The organism is Streptococcus parasanguinis (assembly GCF_040908565.1).
GTDB classification, from domain to species: Bacteria; Bacillota; Bacilli; order Lactobacillales; family Streptococcaceae; genus Streptococcus; species Streptococcus parasanguinis_AC.
In genome coordinates this window covers 1-16,954 of record NZ_JBDGEA010000004.1, presented here as the reverse complement: position 1 = coordinate 16,954, position 16,954 = coordinate 1, and the positions used below count along the sequence as shown (strand labels likewise).

Sequence of the window (16,954 nt, the reverse complement as noted above, 5' to 3'; positions counted from 1 at the left end):
CTAGGGTGCTTTGGTGTATAATGAGGGAGTGAAACAGAAAAATTATCTTTTTATCATATGGCAACATATAATAGGAATCTGTGTTTTAGTTCTGACGGTGCTTTTTTCTTGGCTATTTCTTGCTGAAAAAACTTCGGATCGCATGCAGGATCAAATAGAACAAGCAAGAAACATAGCGCTGTCGCACTCTTCGATGGCTACAATTGATACGGAGAGTTTCTTCCATGGCAAAGAAGCGTATCTTTCCTTTATCGGAAAAGACCAGGAGGGTCAAGAACTAGCGGTCTTGGTGGCGGAGGCAGATGATCAGGTCTATGCTTACCCTTTAAAAGAGGGAATCAACCAGAAAAAAGCAAAGGCGATTGTGAAAGAGAAGAGCAAAGACGCGATTGATCGGGTAACTTTTGGACGCTTTAAAGGCAAACCGATCTGGGAAGTTAAGTCTGGAAGATCTTATTATGTTGTGGATTTCAAGACTGGGAAAGTAACCAGTGTTTTTTAGGATTTGAGGAGGAAATATGAAATTATCAAATCGTGTATTGGAAATGGAAGAAAGCGTGACTTTGGCTGCAAATGCTCGTGCCAAAGCTTTGGCAGCTGAAGGTCGTGATATTTTGAGTTTGACGCTTGGTCAACCTGACTTTGCGACTCCAAAAAACATTCAAGAAGCAGCAGTGGCATCCATCGAGGACGGTCGGGCTAGCTTTTATACGGTAGCGTCTGGACTTCTAGAATTGAAGGATGCCATTAGTGACTATATGAAAGAGTTTTATGGCTATGCTGTCAGCCGCAATGAAGTAGTGGTCGGCACTGGCGCCAAGTTTATTCTTTATGCATTCTTTACTTCTGTTATCAATCCAGGTGATGAAGTCATCATTCCAACACCTTGCTGGGTCTCTTATGTGGATCAAGTCAAGATGGTTGAAGGAACACCTGTTACTTTCCAAACAACAGAAGAAAATCACTTCAAAGCAACGGTTGAGCAACTGGAAGCAGCACGGACAGACAAGACCAAGGTTGTCTTGCTGAATTCACCATCCAATCCAACAGGAATGATCTACAGCAAAGAAGAACTAGAAGCGATTGGGAACTGGGCTGTCGAGCATGATATCTTGATTTTGGCAGATGATATCTATGGTCGTTTGGTCTATAATGGCAATACTTTCACGCCAATTTCTAGCTTATCAGAAGCGATTCGCAAGCAAACCATCGTGATTAACGGAGTTTCAAAAACCTATGCCATGACCGGATGGCGTGTTGGGTTTGCAGTGGGGGATCCAGAGATTATCGGAGCTATGGCCAAGGTGATCAGCCAAACAACTTCCAACTTAACAACCGTTTCCCAATATGCCGCAATCGAAGCCCTTACAGGAGATCAATCTTCTATTGAGATCATGCGTCAAGCTTTTGAAGAGCGTTTGAATACTATTTATCCTTTGTTGAATGAAGTGCCTGGTTTTGAAGCCATCAAACCTCAAGGAGCCTTCTATCTCTTCCCAAATGTCAAGAAGGCCATGGAGATGAAGGGCTATACGGATGTGACGGAATTTACCACTGCAATTTTAGAAAAAGCAGAGGTTGCTTTAGTAACGGGAGCTGGCTTTGGTGCCCCTGAAAATATTCGCTTGTCTTATGCGACAGATTTGGATACCCTCAAAGAAGCTGTTCGCCGACTCAAGGCCTTTATGGAAAAATAAACATATCGGATCCTTAGCATTGAGCTGAGGATCTTTTTCTTTAAAAAAATCGGCTTTTCACAGGTAGAATCTAGCACTGTAAGCCTTTTTATGATACAATAAAGAAGATAATGTCTTCGGACAAGTTTAACCAGAAAAGGAAGATGAATGATGACAAAACGGATTACTATCATCGAAGTAAAAGACTATGTTGGTCAAGAAGTGACCATCGGTGCTTGGGTGGCCAACAAATCAGGTAAAGGGAAAATTGCTTTCTTGCAATTGCGTGACGGAACAGCCTTCTTTCAAGGTGTAGCTTTTAAACCAAACTTTATTGAAAAATTTGGGGAAGAAGTGGGAATTGAAAAATTTGATACCATCAAACGCTTGAGCCAAGAAACGTCAGTCTTTGTAACAGGGATTGTCAAAGAAGATGAACGTTCTAAATTTGGTTACGAGTTGGATATTACAGACATCGAAGTCATCGGTGAATCTCAAGACTACCCAATCACGCCAAAAGAACACGGTACAGATTTCTTGATGGACAACCGTCACTTGTGGTTGCGTTCACGTAAGCAAGTTGCTGTTATGCAAATCCGTAACGCCATCATTTATGCAACTTATGAGTTCTTTGATAAGAACGGCTTTATGAAATTTGATAGCCCAATTCTTTCTGGAAATGCAGCAGAAGATTCTACTGAACTTTTCGAAACAGACTACTTTGGAACACCAGCCTACTTGAGTCAATCTGGTCAGCTTTATCTTGAAGCTGGTGCTATGGCTCTTGGTCGCGTCTTTGACTTTGGTCCAGTATTCCGTGCGGAGAAATCAAAAACTCGCCGTCACTTGACTGAGTTCTGGATGATGGACGCTGAGTACTCATACTTGACACATGATGAGTCACTTGACTTGCAAGAAGCTTATGTTAAAGCGTTGCTTCAAGGTGTTCTAGATCGTGCTCCTCAAGCCTTGGAAACCTTGGAACGTGATACTGAGCTCTTGAAACGTTATATTGCAGAGCCATTCAAACGCATTACTTACGATGAAGCTATTGATCTCTTGCAAGAGCATGAAAACGACGAAGATGCGGATTATGAACATTTGGAACATGGAGATGATTTCGGTTCACCACACGAAACGTGGATTTCAAACCACTTTGGTTTGCCAACATTTGTGATCAACTATCCAGCTGACATCAAGGCTTTCTATATGAAACCAGTTCCTGGGAACCCAGATCGCGTGCTTTGTGCAGACTTGTTGGCACCAGAAGGGTACGGGGAAATTATCGGTGGTTCTATGCGTGAGGAAGACTATGATGCCCTTGTAGCGAAGATGGAATCACTTGGTATGGATCGTACAGAATATGAATTCTATCTTGACCTTCGTAAATACGGTACAGTACCACACGGTGGATTTGGTATCGGTATCGAGCGTATGGTAACCTTTGCAGCTGGAACGAAACACATCCGTGAGGCCATTCCGTTCCCACGTATGTTGCACCGTATCAAACCTTAATAACTATAAAAACGCCAGCTGGCGTTTTTACTTTAAATGAAAGAGGTGGAGAAAATGTAGGCAAATCTCAGTAAGTCTTTTAGAAACAATCATATTACTTATTGAAAGAGGAAAAACAATGTTTAAAAGAACTTACAAACGCAATATTTCACTCCTAGCAGGTCTGGAATTTACATCTTATTTTGGAATCACCAGTTTTTGGATTCTCTTTTTTATTCAAAATGGTCTTTCTTTGCTTCAGATTGGTTTATTAGAGAGTATTTTTCATGGGACGAGCCTTTTATGTGAGATCCCATCTGGTATGTTAGCTGATCGATTTAGCTACAAGACCAATCTCTATTTGGCTCGCTTGTCCAGTATTGGATCTTCTATGTTGATTTTATTTGGTCAGGGGAATTTTTGGATCTATGCCATTGCTATGATGGTCAATGCTTGGTCTTATAATTTTGACTCGGGGACCAGTACTGCTTTCTTATATGATTCGGCGGTTGAAGCGGGTCAAAAGGACCGATATCTTCAGATTTCTAGCTTTTTGTCTGGTGTGGCCGAAGTCACCCGAACTTTAGGTACCGTTGTGGCAGGCTTCTTTGTTCATGGCGCATTGGCTTGGACCTACCTGATTGCTATTAGTCTCTCCTTGCTTTCCATTCTTTTGATCTTTCTGATGAAAGAGCCAGAGAGCAAGAGTGATGAAAGAAATCATTTGACCTTAAAGCGGATATTGGAGGTAGTGAAACAAGAATGGCAGGACAAACCAATTTTGTTTTACTGGATGTTCACCTATCAGTTGGTAGGGACCATCATGTGTATGTTTTATTTTTACTACCAACAGAAAATTAGTGACTTAGCTAGTTGGCAAGTTTCGCTCATTATGTTAATTGGTAGTGGATTCAATCTCCTAGCGGTTTATTTGGCCAGTCAAATCGGGAAAAAATGGAAAAGTAATCAAGTCTTTCCGATTCTGGTTGCACTGACAGGGTTGGCCTTGCTTTTGGTAACATTCAAGACTCCATTTGCCTATCTGAGTGTCTATCTCTTGACCAATGGACTATACGCAGTTTATCAACCCATTTACTACAATGATTTACAAGCTTATCTGCCATCCAGTGTGCGAGCAACTATGCTGAGCATCAATTCGATGATGTTTAGTTTATCTATGATTGTCATCTTTCCTTTGACTGGTTGGTTCATTGATAACTGTGGCTTTTTAGCAGTCTTTATCGTATTAGGCCTTGTAACGCTTTTCTCTTTCCCACTCTTGATGTTTGTGTTGGGGAAAATGGGTAAGATATTAAATAAGGGGACAAAGATGGAATAACATTCCTGACCTTCATTCGTCTAAACAAGTGCAAATGAAACAAGAGCATGTTGAATAAGCTGGTCAAGAAAAACCGAACGAACTCTCTCTGCTTTGCAGGGAGAGTTTTTTTATCTTTAAAAATTGTGATAAAATTAGTATATCTTATTTAAAAAGAATCGAGTCGTATGAAATCATTATTGAAGTATTTTAAGGGCTATCTAACGGAAACTATTTTAGGTCCTGTATTTAAACTATTAGAAGCTATCTTTGAATTGTGCGTACCTTTAATAATCGCCCACTTAGTCGATCAGGTCATTCCGAAAAAGGAAACGAGCGGAGTGGTGATGATGGTCGGTGCTTTGTTTTTATTTGCTAGCTTTGGTGTCGTCGTTGCTATTACGGCTCAGTATTTTTCATCTAAAGCAGCTGTCGGATTTACCCGTGAAATGACCAAGGATTTGTATGATAAAATCTTGTCCCTTCCAAAGGACAAGCGAGATAGAATCGGTACATCTAGTTTGGTAACCCGTCTCACTTCTGATACTTATCAAATCCAGGTTGGGATCAATCTCTTCTTGCGCCTCTTTTTGAGGGCGCCGATTATTGTCTTTGGCTCTATTATCATGGCCTTTATGATCAGTCCGAAATTAACCCTTTGGTTCTTGGGGATGGTGGCCATTTTGACGCTGATTATTGTCATCATGTCCCGGATTGTCAATCCTCTCTTTGCAAAGATTCGGAAAATCACAGACAGGATGGTCACGGTGACGCGTCAGCAATTTCAAGGGATGCGAGTGATTCGGGCCTTTGGACAACAGGCTAGTGAATTAGAAGATTTTAGAGAGGTCAATCAGGACTACAAAGACTGGCAAATTCGCGCTGGTATCTGGTCTAGTTTGGTCAGTCCCTTGACCTTCCTTGTGGTCAATACGACCTTAGTCTGTGTTATTTGGCAGGGACAGTTGACTATCTCTGCTGGCCTCCTAACCCAAGGGATGTTGGTCGCTTTGGTCAATTATTTATTACAAATTTTAACAGAATTGATCAAGCTGGCTATGCTGGTTACGTCTTTAAATGTCAGCTATATTTCAGCCAAGCGGGTACAAGAGATCTTTGATTTGAAAGAAGAAGACCTCCTAGAAGCTTTGACAGAGGAAACCACAAGAGAACAAGAAGCGATCAGTGCAGAGGAAGTTTCTTTCACCTATCCAACGGCTTCAAGCCCAGCCCTAGAGGGAATTTCCTTTGATCTTGACCAAGGACAGATGCTGGGAATTATCGGTGGTACAGGATCTGGGAAGTCCACCCTTGTTCAGTTATTGAGTCATTTGTATGCTGTTAGTCAGGGGAAATTAGCCCTCTATCATCAAGCTCACTCTCCTAAAACTCTCAAGGAGTGGCGGGAGTGGGTAGCTGTAGTTCCGCAGAAGGCTGAGCTCTTTAGAGGAACTATCCGCTCGAATCTCTTACTGGGAATGGAAGGAAAGGTGTCGGAAGATGATTTGTGGTGGGCGCTAGAAACGGCTCAGGCGGCTGATTTTGTCCGTGAAAAAGAAGGACAGCTGGATGAGCCGGTAGAAGCCTTTGGTCGAAATTTTTCAGGTGGCCAACGCCAGCGTTTGACCATTGCGCGTGCTCTTTTGAAAAAGGCCCCTTTCTTGATTTTGGATGATTCGACTTCTGCCTTGGATTATTTGACGGAGGCTCGTCTCTTAAAATCGATTAAAGAAGAATTGAATGACACAAGTTTGATCTTAGTATCTCAACGCACCAATAGTCTCAAGTCGGCTGATCAGATTTTGGTCTTGAATAAGGGGCATCAAGTAGGACTGGGAAATCATGATTTCCTCTTGTCCACGAATGAGATTTATCAAGAAATTCATTATTCACAACACGGGAGGGAGGAAGCATGAGTCAAAAACGTTCTAGCTATTTAAAACGTCTGTTTAGAGATTTTGCTCTCCATCCTGGTCTCCTGATTCTAGCCAGTATCGGGACAATTGCTCAAGTAGCCTTAACGGTTTGGTTACCGATCTTGATTGGACATGCGGTTGACTTGGTCATCAATCCTCAAGGAATGAAAGTCTTATTGCCAGTTTTGATCCAAATGGTGCTGATTATTTTGGCAAATACCCTGATTCAATGGATCAATCCTCTTCTCTATAATCAATTGGTCTATCGTTTTAGCCAAAACCTAAGGGCAGAAGTGATGGAAAAAGTTCACCGCTTGCCCTTATCTTATCTGGATAAACAAGGGAGTGGGGACTTCGTCAGTCGTCTCACGACCGATGTGGAGCAACTCAATAGCGGGCTTCTCATGGTCTTCAACCAGTTCTTTGTTGGGCTCTTAACCATTCTTGTGACCATTGTAACCATGGCAGAGCTGGATTTCTTTATGATGGTAGCGGTTCTGGTCTTGACTCCTTTGTCTCTTTTGATTGCTCGTTTTATTGCCAAGCGTTCTTATACGCTTTTCCAAAAGCAGACCAAGGCACGTGGGCTTCAAACTCAGTTGATCGAAGAGTCTTTGACCCAGGAAAGTTTGATCCAGTCTTTTAACGCTCAGGATCAATTCCGTAAGTCCTTTAAGGAGACTAATGAAACCTACGCCAAGTATTCTCAATCTGCTATCTTTTATTCTTCTACTGTCAATCCTGCGACTCGCTTTGTGAATGCCTTGATTTATGCAGTGGTGGCTGGATTTGGTGCGGTTCGAATCATTTCAGGTTCTCACTTCACAGTTGGTCAATTAGTGACCTTCCTCAATTATGTCAACCAATACACCAAGCCATTTAATGATATTTCCTCTGTCTTGTCAGAACTCCAAAGTGCCCTTGCCTGCGCAGAGCGCTTGTACAGCGTATTGGATCAAGATGAGATTGAGGAAACCGGCCATCAATTTTTGGAAACGCAGAATGTTAAAGGAGCGATTGCTTTTGAGCACGTCACATTTGGCTATGATGTAGGACGGACCTTGATCAAAGATTTAACCATTCAGGTTCCAGCGGCTAGTAAGGTAGCGATTGTAGGGCCTACAGGAGCAGGGAAGTCGACCTTGATCAATCTGCTCATGCGTTTCTACCCTGTGAACTCTGGGATGATTACGATTGATGGGGTGCCGATTACGGACTACACTCGTGCCTCCTACCGCCAACAGTTTGGTATGGTTCTGCAAGAAACCTGGCTTAAGGTTGGGACTATTCATGAAAATATCGCTTTTTCTCGGCCAGATGCGACCAGAGAAGAAGTGATAGAAGCAGCCAAAGCAGCCAATGCGGATTTCTTTATCCGGCAGTTGCCACAAGGGTATGATACTTATCTTTCAGATGCTGGAGAGTCTTTGTCCCAAGGTCAACGCCAACTCTTAACGATTGCGCGTGTGTTTCTTTCGGTTCCTAAGATTTTGATCTTGGATGAGGCGACATCGTCCATCGATACTCGGACTGAGGTTTTGATTCAAGATGCCTTTCATCAGCTCATGAAGGGACGGACCAGCTTTATCATTGCTCACCGCTTATCGACCATTCAAAATGCCGATATGATCCTTGTCATGGTGGATGGCGATATTGTTGAGCATGGCACTCATGAAGAGCTAATGCAAGCACAAGGTGTTTACTACAAGATGCAGACAGCTCAGCAACAGATTAGTTAAAATGAAAAGCATTTTCAGATTTGAAAATGCTTAGATTGAAGTTAAAGACATATTCAAAACTTTCCTTAGGTGAGTACGGACGTCAGCGAACTTCTACGAAGTTCCATGACTTAGTTTTGAACCTAAAGTTTCAAAACTCCCGAGTGCTAGAAACTGATTTGTTTCTAGCACTTTTCTCACAGCGGAAAGTTTCAATATTTTCTTGATTCATTTTAAAAATTGAAAATCATTGTTGTTCCTTTTAGAAACGCTTTACTTATTTTATTTTAAAATAGTTAGTCCACATTCTAAGCATTTTCAGGTTTGAAAATGCTTTTTTAGTCTAAAAAAAACATCTAGCAATTTTGCTAGATGCTTCAGGAACCACTCGTTTTTATCTTTTTAAACGTTTAGAACCTTATCCAAGAATTCTTTCAAACGTGGGTGTTGGGGGTTGTCGAAGATTTGGTCTGGTTTGCCGTCTTCGAGGAATTCACCATCTGCGGTGAAGATGACGCGGTTGGCTACTTGGCGAGCAAATCCCATCTCGTGGGTAACGATGATCATGGTCATGCCTTGCTCTGCCAACTCTTTCATAACGTTCAATACATCTCCAACCATCTCAGGGTCAAGGGCAGAAGTCGGTTCGTCAAAGAGCATAATATCTGGATTCATGGCGAGTCCACGAGCAATGGCCACACGTTGTTTTTGACCACCGGAAAGGCTGTTTGGATTGGCATCGGCTTTATCTGCGAGTCCAACTTTTTCTAATAATTCCATCCCGACTTTTTGAGCTTCTTCACGGGTCATCAGTTTGTGCTCTACTGGCGCAAACATAATGTTTTCTAGGACGCTCATGTGAGGGAAAAGGTTGAAGTGTTGGAAAACCATCCCGATATTTTCACGGACCAAATCAACATTGGTTTTTGGATCGGTTAGATCATATCCATTTACGGTAATTTGACCTTTTGTCACTTCTTCGAGGAGATTAAGACTACGAAGGAAGGTCGATTTACCAGAACCGGACGGTCCGATAATACAGACCACATCCCCTTCGTAGAATTTTGTTGAGATTCCTTTTAAGACCTCATTTTCACCATAGTATTTGTGGAGGTCATGGACATCAATTTTTAATTTAGCCATTAGTTAACCTTCTTTTCTAATTTTTTTGCAAATCGTGTTAGCAAGGTGATAATCACGAGGTAGAAGACGGCAAGGATAGCATACATCTTGAAACTTTGGTAGTTTCGAGCAATGATGATCTTACCAGTTTGGAAGAGTTCGACCAATCCGATCGCAGAAACGATTGTCGTATCTTTCAGCGCAATGACGAATTGGTTCACAAAGTTTGGAAGCATGAGTTTGGTTGCTTGTGGCAAGATGATCTTACGCATGGTCTTGCCATAAGAGATTCCAAGGCTTCGGCTGGCTTCCATCTGTCCAATCGGTACAGCTTGGATCCCCCCACGGACAATTTCTGCGATATAAGCAGCAGCATTGAGGGAGAGGGCGATGGTACCTGCGACAAAGTCGTTGATTGGGGATTGGTGACCTGTGACAGATTCAATCAAGTTTGGAATTCCCCAGAAGATGAAGGCGGCAAGGATCATGAGTGGGATCCCACGAATAACATCGACAAAGATTTCTGCTGTCCAGCGGAGCCACTTATAAGGACTGACACTAAACATCCCAAAGATAACACCGATCACCATAGCAATGGCGAAAGAGAGAAGTGCAAGGGCAAGAGTCACACCCAAACCACTTAACAATTGTTTGTAGTTGTTTTGAAGTAAGCCCCAGATCGTTGTTTCATCTGCTGTTGTACTTGAAGTACTTGATTTGCTATCTGCTTTAAGGTATTTATCGAGAATCTTTTGGTATTGGCCATTTTTCTTCAAGTTCGCAAGACCGTTATTGAACATTTCGATCAATTCAGGATTTTCACCTTTTTTAACGGCAAATGCTAGTTGACCACTTGGAGTTCCTTCGATAGGTGTTTTGAATTTACGTCCTTGTTTAATAGCGTATTTGATGACGGGTTCGTCATCCATGATCGCAGCGACAGAACCAGAATTCAAACTATCATACATAGAAGCCCCGTCAGAAAACGTTTTGATCTTGTAGCCATATTTCTTTTGGTTTTCTTCAAGGAAGCTCTGCGATGCAGTTCCGTTTTTAACACCGACTGTCTTTCCTTTTAGATCATCATATGAATCAATCTTGCTACTTTCTTGAACGGCTAGAATAGAATTGGCCGTGTAGTATGGTTCAGAAAAATCAAATGTTTCTTTCCGTGCATCTGTTACGGTCATTCCTGCGATCATTCCTTGCGCATGGCCGGATTGGACATCACTTATCGCTGCGTCAAATCCAGGGTTATCAATCTCAATGGTAAATCCTTGGTCTTTGGCAATAGCCTTGATCAAGTCCATATCGATCCCTGTATACTTATTTTTCCCATTCTGGAAAACGAATGGTGCAAAAGATGAGTCACTTGAAATTACATATTTTGACTTTTTAGGCGTTGCTTTTTGTCCAGCAGGAGTAGTTGTTGTTGGAACAGCACTGTTAGCAGTTGATTGGCTTTCACCGGTCCATTTCTTGATGATTTCATCAAGTGTTCCATCAGCTTTCATTTGAGCGAGGGCCTTGTTAAATTCAGTGATCAACTTTTCATGATTACCACCTTTTTTAACACCAAAGGCAAAGCCACCGACAGCTTCCCCGTCCATATTGATAGCTAGGTCCTGACCCTTTTGGATGGCGTATTGAATAACAGGTTGGTCATCCATGACTGCATCGACTGCACCAGTTGATAAACTGTTGTACATGAGATCACCAGTATCGAAAGTCTTGATCTTGTAGCCGTACTTGTCCTTGTTTTTGTCGAGGAAGCGTTGTGCTGCAGTTCCATTTTTGACACCGACGGTCTTCCCTTTTAATTGGCTGTACTTCGTGATTTTGTCAGCTTTCTTCGTCGCAATGACAACTTTTGTATCGTAGTAAGTATCAGACATGGTGAAGACTTTTTCACGTTCGGTTGTTTTGGTCATTCCGGCCATGATGGCATCTGCTTGACCAGCTTGAACTGCATTGACTGCTGCATCAAATCCAGGGAAGGATTTATCTAAATCCCAGCCATTGATTTCAGCGACCTTGTCCAAGATCTCTACGTCAATTCCTTTATAGGTTTGATCTGAATCTTTAAATTCAAATGGTGCATAAGCTGTGTCGAAAACGACCTTGATCGTCTCAGCATGAGCATGACCAGCGAATGCAACGAATGGAAATAAGAAAAGCAAATAGGCTAGTAATTTTTTCTTCATTTCTGTCTCCTTTTTCTTCATTTCTCTTTGGGTGTTTGACCCATGAGTGCATTGACCAAAGGATGGCCTGAAAAAACAAAACATTCATACCAAATAGAGTATGAATGATCTTATGTTTTTCTATAAAAGCTATTATATCAGAAAAGTATCAGTTTAGCAAGAAAAATCAACTTTCGATGTTAGGTTTTCTGACATAATGTGGTGTTGCGGGTCTGGATTTTCTTTGCTACAATGGACCTATCAGATAAATGGAGGTTACTAGATGAGGAAAGGGTTAATCATTCAAGGTATCAAAACGAAAACTTCTGTGTCAGTTTTCGTTTCTACACTATTCTACGTGTTTTTAGCTTCCTTCTTTATAGAAGGGGGACTATGGCTCAGTAGTGAATTGGTGGGACCATTTTCGACTGCAATAGGTTATCTAACCGAGTTCTTCTCACCAGGAAATGGGGTTGCAAGTATTCAAGAGTTTTTCTTCCATTATATTCTCTATTATGAGCTCTTCAGTTTTGTATTTATTCTCTTACTCTTTATTTTTTGGGTGAAAGTAATAGAAAAGAATTCCTTATCAACTTTAGGTTTTGTAAAAAGAAATTGTCTCAAGTATCTAGGTTGGGGGATCTTGCTTTCCCTTCTTCAAATGGGAATGATCGCCCTTGTCTACCAAGTTGGCGGAATCGGAACTTTTGAGCTTAATGAATTAAGTTTAGAACCCATTCTCTTTATTCTAGGTTTATTCCCATTTTGGCTCCTCCAAGGTGGGACAGAAGAAGTAGCCACACGGGGTTGGCTCCTAACTCGGATTGCTGCCAGAACCAATCTTTCCTTAGCAATCGCGATTTCTAGTAGTCTCTTTGGCATTCTTCATCTGGGAAATTCAGGAGTGACCTTCTTATCTCTACTGAATATCATCCTTGATGGGGTGCTAGCTGGTCTGCTTTTTATCTATACCGATAGTATCTGGCTAGTGGTCGCTCAACACGGCACTTGGAACTATGTACAAGGAAATCTCCTTGGTTTTCAAGTCAGTGGGACGGGGGCAGATGCCTCTATCTTTAGCTTTACCATGGGGTCAGGACCTGACTGGTTGACTGGAGGGGAATTTGGAGCGGAAGGATCGATCATCACAACTCTGGTTCTTCTATTATCCGTCGTGATTGTTTACCTCTTAGGGGAAAGAAATGAAAGAGCTGTTGAATAATAAGTGTGAAATGGCTGATAGTCATATAAGAAAAAGACAAACACCAAAAATGACGTTTGTCTGCATTCTGAGTCGAACACATATAGATGGGTTCGGCTTTTTCTATATAATAATAGGAATAATTAGCTTGACTTGGGCACCATGATTAATATTTTCTAAATGCATCGTTCCATTATGAAGTTTCATTACGCGTTTTACGAAAGATAAACCAAGTCCATAGTGACTTTCTTGAGAGGGTGTTCTTGCTTGGTCATCTTTATAGAAAAGATTTCCAGCATTCTGTAATATTTTTTTTGAAAAACTAGATTGGTTATTCCATATAGTTAGAACTAATTGACTATTTTCTTGTGAAATTGTTAGCTGGATTTGTGCATCATTTTCTTTTTGATGTTGTATTGCATTATTAATGATATTTGTGATTGCTCGGAAAAATAGATTGGAATGAATTGCAATTTGTGTTGATGGAGTTACTGTGTTTGTAAAAACAAAGTGTGTATTTCTGGGGAGTAAAGGTGAGATATGTTCCTGTAATTGATAAGTTACTTGTTTAATTGATATGTTTTCAAGTTGAATATCATGGTCGTAAAAGGTTTTGGAGTATTGGATGAAGTGGTTAAAATAATCGTTTAATTGAATACTTGCTTGCTCAAGATCTTTTAGACATTCCATTACTTGAGGTGTTTGTTTGGTAGATTGTAAGAATTCAGCATTTCCTCTTATGACAGTTAGAGGAGTTCGAAGATCATGTGCAGCGCTAGATACTTGAAACATGAGTTCTTTTTTTTGTTCTTTTTCATGTTCAATCCTATTTTTTATATCAGATTGCATTTTTTCGATTAGTTCATTTGTTTCAATAAATTCTTTAATCTGCAAATGGTGATGTTCATTTTTGGTGAAATATAGACCACTATGATAAACCATGTTCATTTCTTTTTGAATCTTGGTTAATAACTGTCTAATATTTATTACAATGATAACAATTAAAATGATGCAAAGATAAATCCAAGAACTGACGCTAAAAAATAAAGCAAAGCGATTGGCATTTTTCTCATTGATTCCAGATACAGAAGATAGAAGAGCGGGGAGTATGTAAAAAAGTATAAGACATAGAAGAAATTGCCAAATGATTTTAAGGTAGGTACGCTTAATGAGTTGCTTGATCGTCAATTCTTTTTCCATTTGTATCCTCCTCCCCATACTGTTTTGATTGGATCAATTTGATGAGTTTTAAATTTTTGTCTAATTTGATAGATGTATTCGGTGATTGACCGTAGTTGAGCATCAGAGCTTACAGGATAAAGATAATTGTAAAGTTCTTCTATGCTAAATATTCGGTTTTCATTTTTGGCTAAAAGATAAAGTAAATCAAACTCTCGCTTAGTTAGTGATATTCTCTTTGATTGATAATAAACTTCTTGACGATCTCGATAAAAAGTAATATCTGAATTCATTTCTTCTTTAGAGGCAGGGTGAGATCTTTCTTCTCTCCGAAGATGCATTTGAATTCTTGCAATCAATTCTTTAATGCTGAATGGTTTTGTAATGTAATCATCGGCTCCGGCTTGTATTCCTTTTAGTAAATCTTCTTCAAAATCTTTAGCGGTTAGAAATAAGATTGGAGTAGCAATTTGTGGACGAATGGAACGACAAATTTCTAAACCAGAAATAGGCATCATGACGTCAAGTAAAATTAGATCAAATCCAGTAAAGTCACAGATATTGATCTCCTCTATATTTTTACGAGTTTCCACGTGAAAGTTGTTTGCTTCTAATGCATTCCCTATTAATCGTAAGATTTTTTCATCATCGTCAATGGCTAAAATTTTATACTTCATAGTTCCTCCAATTATATGAGCATATTATAGCAAATATAGAATGTAATTTGTTGAAAATAAAAAAAATAATTATTCTGAGAATTTCCTGATTTTCTCCTGTTATACTTGCTCCAAGTGAAGGTGGAATTTCACTAAAAGTCAGAAGGGAAAAAGAATGAATGATAACAATTCAAAAGCTACATAAGGAATATAATAATAAAATTGTCCTTCAAAACGTGTCTTTCAAAGCTAAGAAAGGTGAGATTACTGGATTGATTGGACCAAATGGATCTGGAAAATCAACTTTAATTAGAATTTTACTTGGTTTAGAAAATAGTCAAATGGGAATGGCGTTGATCGATGGAAAAAAATACTCTCAATTGGGAGATAATCCTTTTTGTATTGTTGGATCGTTCCTTGACAGTTGCCAACCTTACCCAACCAGAACTGGATTTCAGCATCTTCGGTGGATTGGCTTGGCCTGTGGAGTTGATAGAAATAGGTGCAAGGAATGTTTAGAGTTGGTGGGGTTAAGTGAAGCTAAAAATAAAAAAGTAAAAGACTATTCATTAGGAATGAAGCAACGTCTTGGTTTAGCAACAGCCTTATTAGCAAATCCTGATATCTTAATTTTAGATGAACCAATCAATGGACTAGATCCAGAGGGTATACGCTGGGTACGCAATTTTTTACAATCTTTTGTCAATGAAGGTAAAACTGTCTTAATGACAAGTCATTATATGAGTGAGTTAGAATTAACTGTAGATCATTTGGTTGGTATTTCTAATGGCAAAATTGTTATTGATGCTGCTACAAAAGATATTTTGAAACAGTTTGGCTCTTTTGAGGAAGCATATTTTAAGGCGCTCGAAGGGAAAGAAGGTGCATAATATGTTGAAGCGTTCCTTTTTTAGTGACCTCTATAAATATTGTAGTTTACCTACTTTTAAAGTTACTTTTTTTCTTATTTTGGGAGTCAGCATATTTTTTTCAATTCAAAATATCCAGGTGATAAATGCCTTAGTAGAAGGAAATGGACAAGCGGTTAACCTTGATCCATCTATGTTATCATCGAATCCAGTGTATACAGTCAGGGATGCTCTCTTATCCTCCCCCTACCAAGCAAGTGTTATTTTCTTACCAATCTTGGTTTCACTCGTTTATTCAACCCATTATCAATTTGGTGATGATTATTTTAGCCAGTTATTGATTCCTAACTGGAAAGTTCGTCTTACTGGGTTTATTGCAAGTTCGATTGTCCTATCGTTACTCTCTACTTTAATATTTTCTATAGTAAACGCTGTTATTTTATTCGTTTTTCTAGATTCAACTCTAAAGAATTTTTTAGAATTGACATTGTTTTTAGATGTCACGGTGAGAGTTATGATATTTGCAATCGTTCTTACTTTATTAGCTTTACTTTTCGTAATCGTAACGAAAAAATCAATGACTGCATTAATTGCAGACGTTTTATTATTGGTTATCAGTTTATCAGGTATTCTAAGAGGAATTTCCTCTAAAATAGAAAATCTATTGCCTTTGATTGGAGCAAAGTCATTTGCATTTGGTCGAATTGAAGGGACTCAAACGAGCCAATTGTACGGTTTTACACTTTTAGTAGTAGAAGGGATCTTGTTCTTGGTGTTCATAATGATTGTAGAAATGATTCGAATGAGGAGGAAGAATGGCAAGAATATTATTTAGTCTTATCGTCAAAAAATATAGTTTAAAACCCGTAAAGTACCAGATAGCTATACAGTCACTTTTGATAGTTTTTTTGTGTCTCTTCGGTGTGTTACCAGTTTCAATCAATGATACTGTTGTTCAATTATCTATAAAGCAAGCTCTTGTTTTTGCCTCAATGCTCTCTGTTAGTATTGGGTGTGTTAATGCATTTGTTGAGTTACAATCACACGAAACAAAACTAGTTTATTTGGTAAGTGGAAAAAGGATCTTAAGTTCAATTAGGATCCTGTTTGTAGAGTTATGTGATGTAGTACTGCAATCAACATTGTATTTCATTGTACTGCTTATATGGTTTCATTTTTTTAGTAGCGAAAATGGTGTCAGTTTAGAAATTTTCAGCTTCTATTTGATTGGCTCCATCCAATACTTTTTGATTTCTTACTTTTTAAGTTATTTTTTCAAAAGTCCAATGGGGAGTTTAGCTATTTTATTGCTATTTCCTATTTTAGTACAACCATTCATAGAAAGAGTAGTGGAACCATTGACTAGTTACCTATTTTATAATATTGTTGCAGATACAATATTAGGGAGAGCTTCCAATCAGCAACTCTGTATTTACGTTATTGGATTTGTATGTTCACTTGGAGCAACTCTCTACCTCTTGGTAAGGAATCAAGAAGTTAAGTAATAAATAAAAATGATACTGATGATCAAACTTTTCTAATTTTGGGAGAGTGGGACAGAAATCGGTAATTCGTTAGAATTCGATTTCGTCGTCCCACCTCCGCACAGTTGAGTAGGGCTG

Annotated in this window: 14 protein-coding genes; 10 read left to right on the top strand and 4 right to left on the bottom strand. The window is 39.5% G+C overall.

The window, feature by feature from the left end:
• The first annotated feature begins 28 nt into the window (after nt 1–28).
• The 6 genes from AB5Y61_RS02745 to AB5Y61_RS02720 all read left to right on the top strand — a co-directional run bounded on the left by AB5Y61_RS02745 (nt 29) and on the right by AB5Y61_RS02720 (nt 8,143).
• The gene (locus AB5Y61_RS02745) at nt 29–502 is read left to right on the top strand and encodes a cell wall elongation regulator TseB-like domain-containing protein (protein WP_368403082.1); all 474 of its coding nucleotides are present in this window, start codon (nt 29–31) and stop codon (nt 500–502) included.
• A gap of 16 nt (nt 503–518) precedes the next feature.
• Nucleotides 519–1,697, top strand: coding sequence for a pyridoxal phosphate-dependent aminotransferase (locus tag AB5Y61_RS02740; protein ID WP_368403081.1), 1,179 nt, complete (start codon nt 519–521; stop codon nt 1,695–1,697).
• 147 nt (nt 1,698–1,844) lie between these two features.
• The gene (gene asnS / locus AB5Y61_RS02735; RefSeq protein WP_227223881.1) at nt 1,845–3,191 is read left to right on the top strand and encodes an asparagine--tRNA ligase; all 1,347 of its coding nucleotides are present in this window, start codon (nt 1,845–1,847) and stop codon (nt 3,189–3,191) included.
• 118 nt (nt 3,192–3,309) lie between these two features.
• A complete protein-coding gene (locus AB5Y61_RS02730; RefSeq protein WP_368403079.1) occupies nt 3,310–4,509 on the top strand; it encodes an MFS transporter in 1,200 nt (399 codons plus the stop codon).
• Nucleotides 4,510–4,676: 167 nt separating this feature from the next.
• On the top strand, nt 4,677–6,404 hold the full coding sequence (locus AB5Y61_RS02725) for an ABC transporter ATP-binding protein (RefSeq protein WP_368403077.1): 1,728 nt from the start codon (nt 4,677–4,679) through the stop codon (nt 6,402–6,404).
• Nucleotides 6,401–8,143, top strand: coding sequence for an ABC transporter ATP-binding protein (locus AB5Y61_RS02720; RefSeq protein WP_368403076.1), 1,743 nt, complete (start codon nt 6,401–6,403; stop codon nt 8,141–8,143). Before AB5Y61_RS02725 ends, AB5Y61_RS02720 begins: the two co-directional genes overlap by 4 nt.
• Before the next feature lie 381 nt (nt 8,144–8,524).
• On the opposite strand, the gene AB5Y61_RS02715 is transcribed toward AB5Y61_RS02720, so the two are convergent.
• Nucleotides 8,525–9,265 (bottom strand): amino acid ABC transporter ATP-binding protein, encoded by a 741-nt coding sequence (locus tag AB5Y61_RS02715; protein ID WP_003007564.1) that lies wholly within the window; start codon nt 9,263–9,265, stop codon nt 8,525–8,527.
• A complete protein-coding gene (locus AB5Y61_RS02710) occupies nt 9,265–11,448 on the bottom strand; it encodes an amino acid ABC transporter substrate-binding protein/permease (RefSeq protein WP_368403075.1) in 2,184 nt (727 codons plus the stop codon). The genes AB5Y61_RS02715 and AB5Y61_RS02710 overlap by 1 nt, the downstream gene beginning before the upstream one ends.
• 262 nt (nt 11,449–11,710) lie before the next feature.
• Here AB5Y61_RS02710 and AB5Y61_RS02705 point away from each other — a divergent pair, with 262 nt between their 5' ends.
• Entirely contained in the window at nt 11,711–12,649 is a 939-nt protein-coding gene (locus AB5Y61_RS02705; protein WP_368403074.1) for a CPBP family intramembrane glutamic endopeptidase, read from the top strand.
• Nucleotides 12,650–12,751: 102 nt separating this feature from the next.
• On the opposite strand, the gene AB5Y61_RS02700 is transcribed toward AB5Y61_RS02705, so the two are convergent.
• Nucleotides 12,752–13,828, bottom strand: a complete 1,077-nt coding sequence (locus AB5Y61_RS02700) for a sensor histidine kinase (protein ID WP_368403073.1) — start codon at nt 13,826–13,828, stop codon at nt 12,752–12,754.
• Complete coding sequence (locus tag AB5Y61_RS02695) at nt 13,813–14,484, bottom strand: response regulator transcription factor (RefSeq protein ID WP_049514999.1); 672 nt, start codon at nt 14,482–14,484, stop codon at nt 13,813–13,815. Before AB5Y61_RS02695 ends, AB5Y61_RS02700 begins: the two co-directional genes overlap by 16 nt.
• Before the next feature lie 158 nt (nt 14,485–14,642).
• Here AB5Y61_RS02695 and AB5Y61_RS02690 point away from each other — a divergent pair, with 158 nt between their 5' ends.
• Genes AB5Y61_RS02690 through AB5Y61_RS02680 form a run of 3 tightly spaced genes read left to right on the top strand, consistent with a single transcriptional unit; the run spans nt 14,643 to nt 16,837 of the window.
• Nucleotides 14,643–15,353, top strand: coding sequence for an ABC transporter ATP-binding protein (locus AB5Y61_RS02690; protein WP_368403071.1), 711 nt, complete (start codon nt 14,643–14,645; stop codon nt 15,351–15,353).
• Between the two features lies 1 nt (nt 15,354).
• Complete coding sequence (locus tag AB5Y61_RS02685) at nt 15,355–16,167, top strand: hypothetical protein (protein ID WP_368403070.1); 813 nt, start codon at nt 15,355–15,357, stop codon at nt 16,165–16,167.
• The gene (locus AB5Y61_RS02680) at nt 16,148–16,837 is read left to right on the top strand and encodes a hypothetical protein (protein WP_368403068.1); all 690 of its coding nucleotides are present in this window, start codon (nt 16,148–16,150) and stop codon (nt 16,835–16,837) included. The genes AB5Y61_RS02685 and AB5Y61_RS02680 overlap by 20 nt, the downstream gene beginning before the upstream one ends.
• Nucleotides 16,838–16,954 lie beyond the last annotated feature (117 nt).

What these genes read in the sequence shown, in the direction of transcription:
- AB5Y61_RS02740 (WP_368403081.1), top strand. Translation starts at nt 519, where the DNA reads ATGAAATTATCAAATCGTGTATTGGAAATGGAAGAAAGCGTGACTTTG.
- asnS (WP_227223881.1), top strand. Translation starts at nt 1,845, where the DNA reads ATGATGACAAAACGGATTACTATCATCGAAGTAAAAGACTATGTTGGT.
- AB5Y61_RS02730 (WP_368403079.1), top strand. Translation starts at nt 3,310, where the DNA reads ATGTTTAAAAGAACTTACAAACGCAATATTTCACTCCTAGCAGGTCTG.
- AB5Y61_RS02725 (WP_368403077.1), top strand. Translation starts at nt 4,677, where the DNA reads ATGAAATCATTATTGAAGTATTTTAAGGGCTATCTAACGGAAACTATT.
- AB5Y61_RS02720 (WP_368403076.1), top strand. Translation starts at nt 6,401, where the DNA reads ATGAGTCAAAAACGTTCTAGCTATTTAAAACGTCTGTTTAGAGATTTT.
- AB5Y61_RS02715 (WP_003007564.1), bottom strand. Translation starts at nt 9,265, where the DNA reads ATGGCTAAATTAAAAATTGATGTCCATGACCTCCACAAATACTATGGT.
- AB5Y61_RS02710 (WP_368403075.1), bottom strand. Translation starts at nt 11,448, where the DNA reads ATGAAGAAAAAATTACTAGCCTATTTGCTTTTCTTATTTCCATTCGTT.
- AB5Y61_RS02705 (WP_368403074.1), top strand. Translation starts at nt 11,711, where the DNA reads ATGAGGAAAGGGTTAATCATTCAAGGTATCAAAACGAAAACTTCTGTG.
- AB5Y61_RS02700 (WP_368403073.1), bottom strand. Translation starts at nt 13,828, where the DNA reads ATGGAAAAAGAATTGACGATCAAGCAACTCATTAAGCGTACCTACCTT.
- AB5Y61_RS02695 (WP_049514999.1), bottom strand. Translation starts at nt 14,484, where the DNA reads ATGAAGTATAAAATTTTAGCCATTGACGATGATGAAAAAATCTTACGA.
- AB5Y61_RS02690 (WP_368403071.1), top strand. Translation starts at nt 14,643, where the DNA reads ATGATAACAATTCAAAAGCTACATAAGGAATATAATAATAAAATTGTC.
- AB5Y61_RS02685 (WP_368403070.1), top strand. Translation starts at nt 15,355, where the DNA reads ATGTTGAAGCGTTCCTTTTTTAGTGACCTCTATAAATATTGTAGTTTA.
- AB5Y61_RS02680 (WP_368403068.1), top strand. Translation starts at nt 16,148, where the DNA reads ATGGCAAGAATATTATTTAGTCTTATCGTCAAAAAATATAGTTTAAAA.